This window comes from Agromyces sp. P1_H4 (assembly GCF_056405255.1).
Genome location: NZ_JBFUCL010000203.1, coordinates 1 through 6,824 on the forward strand (window position 1 = coordinate 1; position 6,824 = coordinate 6,824).

Here is a 6,824-nt window from a genome sequence, read left to right on the forward strand (position 1 = left end):
ACGACGACGAGCGCCGATGTCGACCTCCGATTCGAGCTCGTCGATCCGACCGGCGGGGCTGCCGACGAGAGCGACCGCTGGGAGGTGCCGCCGAACTCGGTGCTGCGCATCACCGACATCCTCGTGAGCAACCCGTTCGGCGACGCGGGAACGATCACGCTCGAGAACCAGGACGTGCTCGCGCCGATCTTCACGAGCGGGCTCGAGAACTTCCGCGACCTCGACTTCCACTTCGTGACGCCGGTGCAACTGTCCGACGGCGACCAGCTCTTCGCCTCGATGACCTGCGCGGCAGCGAGCGGCGCCGGGCCGAATCCCGGGCAGTGCACGGCCTCGGTGCTCGTCACCGCGCAAGTCGTGACGACGACGGGCTGAGGCGGACCCGCCATGCCGACCGGTCCGGCCCTCCGCGCGGGCGATACGGCGGTCTGCGGCCTCTCCGACGGCCCGAAGCCGCATGTCGGCGGCCCGATCACGCCCGCGGCCGCGGTGCCGACCGTGCTGATCGGCGGCATGCCCGCCGCCGTCGCCAACGCGATGCCCGGCGGCATCGTGTGCGTGTCCCCCGCTCCGAACGGCATCGCGCAGGGCAGCATGACGGTGCTCATCGGCGGCTTCCCCGCGGCGCGGGTCGGCGACCTCAGCATGCACGGTCAGCCGATCGCCCCCGGCCCCGGCGCTCCCACGGTGATCATCGGCGGGTGAGCGCCGATCGGGTGAGCGCAACGGATGCCGCGGCAGTCGCCTGCACGCGGCATCCGAGGCATCGACCTACTTGRCGGCACCCGCCGTGAGTCCGCCGACGATGTACTTCTGCAGCCAGAGGAACAGCGCGACGACGGGCAGCGCCGCCATGACGGCACCGGCCGAGAACGCGCTCCAGTCCGCGTAGCGCGGGTTCGACACGAGCTTCGTGAGGCCCACCGCGAGCGTCTGCTTCTCGGTGTCGATGAGCAGCACGGATGCCACCATGAACTCGTTCACCGACCCGATGAACGACAGCAGGGCCACGACGGCGAGGATCGGCGCGGCGAGCCGCAGGATGATCGTGAAGAAGATTCGGGCGTGGCCCGCGCCGTCGATCTTGGCCGCCTCGTCGATCGACGCCGGGATCGTGTTGAAGAAGCCGTACATGAGGAACGTGTTCACGCCGAGCGCGCCGCCGAGGTACACCATGATCAGGCCGATCTGCGTGTTCAAGCCGATCGCGGGGAACCAGTCGGCGATCGCGCTCATGAGCAGGAAGATCGCGACGACGGCGAGCATCTGCGGGAACATCTGCACGATGACGATCGTGATGAGCCCGAACCGGCGACCCGTGAACCGCATGCGCGAGAACGAGTACGCGGCGAGGCCGCCGAGGAGCACCGTGCCGATGGCGGTGATGGACGCGATGAGGAGCGTGTTCGCGAACCACTGCGGGTACGGCACCTGGGGGTCGGTGAGGATCCGGACGTAGCTGTCGAGCCCGAACTTCGAGAACAGCGCGTTCGACCCGGTCAGCGTTCCCTGCGGGTTCAGCGACGACGAGATCACGAAGACGATCGGGAACAGCGAGAACAGCACCATCACGATGCCGACGACGTGGCGCCATCCGGTCGCCCGGAACCAGCGACCGAAGTTGAACGGCCGCTTGGGCAGGTCGTAGCCGGTGCCACCCGCGCCGCCGGCGGTCGAGTGCGCCCGCGTCGAGGCATCCGTCACCTCGGCCAGCTCGCCCGCGATGAGCCCGGTCTGCGTGCCGGGGATCGGCTGCTCGTTGGTGGCCATCAGTTCAGCTCCTCGAGGGACTTGGTGCGGCGGAAGGCGATGATGGAGATGATCGCGACCACGATGAAGATGATGATCGAGTAGGCGCTCGCGAGGCCGTAGTCACGCGACTGCCCGGTGAACGCCACCTTGTAGACCATGGTGATCAGCAGGTCCGTGAAGCCCACCGGGATCGGGGCGTCCGAATCGCGTGGACCACCGTCGGTGAGCATGTAGATCACGTTGAAGTTGTTGAAGTTGAACGCGAACGACGCGATGAGCAGCGGCGCCACCGTCACGAGCAGCAGCGGCAGCTTGATGAGCCGGAACACCGCCCACGGCTTCGCGCCGTCGACCGTGGCGGCCTCCTGCAGCTCGTCGGGGATCGACTGCAGCGCGCCCATGCACACGAGGAACATGTAGGGGAAGCCGAGCCACAGGTTCACGAGGAGCACCGAGAACTTGGCCATCCATGGATCGGTGAGCCAGGGCACGTCGGCGCCGCCGAGCAGTACCTGGTTGATGAAGCCGAAGCTCTCGTTCATCATGCCCGCCCAGATCAGCGCCGACAGGAATGACGGGATGGCGTAGGGCAGGATCATCGCCACCCGGTACCAGCGGCGGCCGCGCATGCGCAGGTCGTTGAAGACGATCGCGAGGAACAGCCCGAGGAAGAACGTCGAGGCCACCGAGATGAGCGCGAACGCGAAGGTCCAGAGCGTGACGTAGACGAGCGGCTGCGCGAGGCGCGGGTCGGTCACGGCGCGCACGAAGTTGTCGAAGCCGACGGTGATCTGCCAGCCGGGCAGCAGCTCGTCGCCGGCCTCGGACGTGAACGCGCCCGTGCCGATGTCGGAGTAGACGGTGTTCGTCGTGACATCCGTCATCGTGCCGGCGTCGGCGTCGTACTCGAGGGTCGAGACGTACTGGTAGGCGTTCGACCCGTCGGGCGTGCGCAGTGCGCCGTCGTTGGGGTCATCGGAGAACGGCACGGCGAGCTCGGTGATCTCGTCGGTGCGGGCGAGCACGTCGGCGAAGCTGAGCGACGTCCAGCCGTCGGCGGCGACGGCCTTGCCGCCCTCCATCTCGGCGTCGATGGGCTCGAGCGGCTGGTCGTTGGTGCCGACGTAGGCGTCGCCGTCGGGGTCGGTCGCGAGCAGGCCGAGCGTGCCGAGGCGGTCGACCACGGTGATCGGGTAGGCCGGCGAGTCCTCGACGCGCTCGAGCGACGAGGCCATGAGCGACGAGACCGCCTGCTCCTTGGAGCCGTTGTGGCCGGTGCCGTAGTTCGTGAACGCGATGTAACCCGTGTAGACGAGCACGAACACCTGGAAGAGCACGAGGAAGATCACGCCCGGCGTGAGGTACTTCGCCGGGAGCTTGCGGCGCGAGAAGTAGATCCAGTTGACCGCGACGGCCACGAGGGCCACGATCGCGGCGATGAGCCACTGGTCGTGCGTCGCGAGCACGAACAGGGCGTAGAGCGCGACCGCATCGACGATGCCGAGCAGCACGATCTTCAGCAGGAGCATCTTCACCCCGACGGATGCCGCGTCGGCGATGCCCGCGGCCCGTCGCTGCTTCTTCGTGGGCGGCTGCTGCGGCGTCTCCGCTGCGACCTCGTCGTCGATCGTGGTGCTCATCCTGCGGCTCTTCTCGTCGGAAACGTGAACGCTCCGGGCCGGATGCCGCAGCGGCATCCGACCCGGAGTCTCTCGGTACTTACTTGATGGCGGCCTGGACGTCGGACGTCAGCTTCTGCCACGTCGCGACCGGGTCGGCACCGTTGATGATGTCGGCCTCGGCGATGCCCCAGTACTGCCACACCGAACCCATGGCGGGGATGGCGGGCATCGGGACGGCCTCGTTGCCGACGGCGGCGAAGCCGGCGATGATCGGGTCCTCGGACGCGGTCTCAGCGGCGGCCGAGAGGGCGGGCAGCACGTGACCGGCCTCGAAGAGCTCCAGCTGCACGTCTTCGGTGCCGATGTAGTTCACGAGGAAGTCGTTCGCGGCGACCTTGTTCTTCGACTCGGCGGAGACGAAGAAGCCCTTCACGCCGGCGAACGGCGAGGCGACGTCGGCGGTCGGGCTGGGCACGCTGTCGATGGCGACGTTGACGCCGGCGTCGATGGCCGAGCCCACGTTCCACGGGCCGGTGAGCCAGAACGCGGCGGTGCCGTCGATGAACGCCTGCTTGGCGATGTCACCGTCGATGTCGGTGTTGAAGACGCCGGTGCCGTTCTTGCCCTGGCTGCCGAGCCACGTGGCGAACTGCTCGCCGCCCGAGTTGCCGAGCTGCAGGTCGGTAGGGTCGTAGCCCTCAGCGCCGCTGCCGAAGACGGGCGAGCCGAATGCGGTCTGGAACGGGTACAGGTGGTAGGGGTTGCCCTCGGCGCCCTGCTCGACCACGAAGGGCTGCGTGAGGCCGGCGGCCTGGCCCTTGGCGATCATGTCGTCGAAGCTCGTGGCCGGCTCGGGGATGAGGTCGGCGTTGCGCAGCACCGCGATGTTCTCCACCGCGTAGGGGAGCATGTAGGTGGTGCCCTCGTAGGTCGACGCGTCGATCGCGACGGGGAGGTAGTCGCCCGCGGAGTCGCCGAGCTCGATCGGAGCCACGACGCCGTTGGTCGAGAGCTCGCCCAGCCAGTCGTGCGCGCCCATGGTGATGTCGGGGCCCTTGCCGGTGGGGACCTGCTGGATGAAGTCGTCCTTGATGTCGGCGTTGTCCTTGCCGACGAGGTCGACCTTGACACCGGTCTTGTCGGTGTAGGCCTCGGCCGCGCCCTTCAGCGCGTCGACGCGCTCGGCGTCGACCCAGACGGTCAGCGTGCCGCTCGACGAGGCCTCGCCCTCGGAACCGCTGTCGCCGGACGAGCAGCTCGCCAGGCCGAGCGTCGCGACGACCGCGACGGCCCCGGCAGCGAGGAGGCTCTTCGTGTTCACCCTCATTGGTGTGCCCTTCTCAGTGTGCGTGGAGTCGGCGCCTTCGCCTGGTGAGGGAGCTGTGTTCCCCGTTCCGTTGCCGGAACCGCGCACCGTGCCCGAAAGGCCGTTCTTCCGTATGAATGTGCTCGCGTTTGTGCAAGCGATTACAGGTATACCTTGCGTGACGTTCATTACCAAACCCGGACAGGCCCATCGATACCGGTTCGTGACCATTCTGTGATCGGCTGGTACTGCAAGCGTTTCCATGATGTATCGAGATGACGTACAGTTTCCGTCATGACTTCCGAGTGGTGGCGCACTGCCGCGATCTACCAGATCTATCCCCGGTCCTTCGCCGACGCCAACGGCGACGGCATGGGCGACCTCGCCGGCATCACGAGCCGGCTCGGCGACCTGCAGGACCTCGGCATCGACGCCATCTGGCTCTCGCCCTTCTACACGTCGCCCCAGCGCGACGCCGGCTACGACGTCGCCGACTACTGCGACGTCGACCCGCGGTTCGGCACGCTCGCCGACTTCGACGCGATGCTCGCCGAGGCGCACGCCCGCGGCATCCGCGTCATCATCGACCTCGTGCCCAACCACTCGTCGGACGAGCACGAGTGGTTCCAGGCCGCCCTCGCCGCATCGGCCGGCAGCGCTGAGCGCGCCCGCTACCTCTTCCGCGACGGCCGGGGCCCGGCCGGCGACGAGCCGCCCAACAACTGGGAGTCGGTCTTCGGCGGCCCCGCGTGGACGCGCGTCGTCGAGCCCGACGGCACCGCCGGCCAGTGGTACCTGCACCTCTTCGACAGCTCGCAGCCCGACTTCGACTGGACGAACGAGGAGGTGCGCGAGGAGTTCCGCCGCATCCTGCGCTTCTGGCTCGACCGCGGGGTCGACGGGTTCCGCGTCGACGTGGCGCACGGCATGATCAAGGCCGACGGCCTCCCCGACTACACCCCGCCCGCCGAGGGCGGCAGCAGGGGCGGCGCCGGCGGCGTCGCGGTCGAGGCGGCCGACACGGCCGGCGAGCTCGTCGGCGCCGGGATCGGCGCGAGTGCTGGGGTCGGCGCATCGGTCGGCGGTGGCGCTGCTGCATCGGTCGGCGGCTCGGCTGCGGGCGGCTCGGCTGCCGGGGCGGCTGCCGCCGCGGCATCCGGCGTCACCCTCGAGCCCGCCATCAGCGACGCCACCGGCGACGGCGCGCCCTACTGGGGCCAGGACGGCGTGCACGAGATTTACCGCGACTGGCGCGAGGTCCTCGACGAGTACCCCGGCGAGCGCATCCTCGCCGCCGAGGCGTGGGTGGACCCGCTGCCCCGCGTGGCCAAGTGGGTGCGCCCCGACGAGATGCACCAGGCGTTCAACTTCGCCTACCTCGAGACCCCGTTCGACGCGACCGCGTTGCGGACGGTCATCGACGCCTCGCTCGCCGCCTTCGGCGCGGTCGGGGCGCCCTCGACGTGGGTGCTCTCCAACCACGACGTGGTGCGGCACGCCACCCGCCTGTCGGTGACCGAGGCGAACCCGCAGGGCCACGGGCTCGGCCCGCGCTCGAAGGGCCTGCCCGAGTACGCCACCGGCCTGCGTCGCGCCCGCGCCGCCACCGCGCTGATGCTCGCCCTTCCCGGCTCGTCCTACCTCTACCAGGGCGAGGAGCTCGGCCTCCCAGAGGTCATCCACCTGCCCGACTCGGCGCGTCAGGACCCCACGTGGTTCCGCACGAACGGCGAGCGCTACGGCCGTGACGGATGCCGCGTGCCCATCCCGTGGGAGGCCGACGCGCACGCCTACGGCTTCGGCCCCGACGGCGACCCGTGGCTCCCGCAGCCCGCGCAGTGGGGCGAGCTCGCGCGCGACCTCCAGCGCGGCGTGCCCGACTCGACGCTCACGCTCTACCAGGACGCGCTGCGCCTGCGCCGCGAGCACGACCTCGGCGCCGGATCGGTGGAGTGGCTGCCCGGCTTCCCCGCGGCCGCGGTCGCGCTGCGCAACGGCGACGTCGTCGTCGTGGCGAACACGGGCACGGAGCCGGTCGAGCTGCCCGCCGGCGACGTGCTGCTCGCGAGCGGCCCGCTCGACGGCCGGTCGCTCCCCCACGACACGACGGCCTGGCTCCGCGCCTAGCCCGCGACACCGAGCCC

The 6,824-nt window shown here is 69.6% G+C and carries 5 protein-coding genes and 1 pseudogene; 3 read left to right on the forward strand and 3 right to left on the reverse strand.

What is annotated here, in order from left to right; all coding sequences use genetic code 11:
* Together AC1DY2_RS12615 and AC1DY2_RS12620 are read left to right on the forward strand one after the other, a co-directional pair.
* Positions 1-375: pseudogene (locus AC1DY2_RS12615) on the forward strand (hypothetical protein); the annotation flags it as partial.
* Between the two features lie 12 nt (positions 376-387).
* Entirely contained in the window at positions 388-705 is a 318-nt protein-coding gene (locus AC1DY2_RS12620) for a PAAR domain-containing protein (RefSeq protein ID WP_476762744.1), read from the forward strand.
* 66 nt (positions 706-771) lie between these two features.
* Here the strand turns inward: AC1DY2_RS12620 and AC1DY2_RS12625 are convergent, their stop codons facing one another.
* The 3 genes from AC1DY2_RS12625 to AC1DY2_RS12635 form a co-directional block, all read right to left on the reverse strand.
* Entirely contained in the window at positions 772-1,770 is a 999-nt protein-coding gene (locus AC1DY2_RS12625; RefSeq protein ID WP_476762745.1) for a sugar ABC transporter permease, read from the reverse strand.
* Positions 1,770-3,392 carry an ABC transporter permease subunit gene (locus tag AC1DY2_RS12630; protein WP_476762746.1) on the reverse strand — a complete coding sequence of 541 codons (1,623 nt, stop codon included), beginning with the start codon at positions 3,390-3,392 and terminating at the stop codon, positions 1,770-1,772. The genes AC1DY2_RS12625 and AC1DY2_RS12630 overlap by 1 nt, the downstream gene beginning before the upstream one ends.
* A 79-nt stretch (positions 3,393-3,471) precedes the next feature.
* Positions 3,472-4,701 (reverse strand): sugar ABC transporter substrate-binding protein, encoded by a 1,230-nt coding sequence (locus AC1DY2_RS12635; RefSeq protein ID WP_476762747.1) that lies wholly within the window; start codon positions 4,699-4,701, stop codon positions 3,472-3,474.
* A gap of 273 nt (positions 4,702-4,974) precedes the next feature.
* On the opposite strand from AC1DY2_RS12635, the gene AC1DY2_RS12640 reads away from it, so the two are divergent.
* Positions 4,975-6,807: a glycoside hydrolase family 13 protein gene (locus AC1DY2_RS12640; protein ID WP_476762748.1), complete on the forward strand. Its 1,833-nt coding sequence runs from the start codon at positions 4,975-4,977 to the stop codon at positions 6,805-6,807.
* Positions 6,808-6,824 lie beyond the last annotated feature (17 nt).

Bases quoted from the DNA above. Each gene is read 5' to 3' on its own strand.
- AC1DY2_RS12620 (WP_476762744.1), top strand. From the start codon at position 388: ATGCCGACCGGTCCGGCCCTCCGCGCGGGCGATACGGCGGTCTGCGGC.
- AC1DY2_RS12630 (WP_476762746.1), bottom strand. From the start codon at position 3,392: ATGAGCACCACGATCGACGACGAGGTCGCAGCGGAGACGCCGCAGCAG.
- AC1DY2_RS12635 (WP_476762747.1), bottom strand. From the start codon at position 4,701: ATGAGGGTGAACACGAAGAGCCTCCTCGCTGCCGGGGCCGTCGCGGTC.
- AC1DY2_RS12640 (WP_476762748.1), top strand. From the start codon at position 4,975: ATGACTTCCGAGTGGTGGCGCACTGCCGCGATCTACCAGATCTATCCC.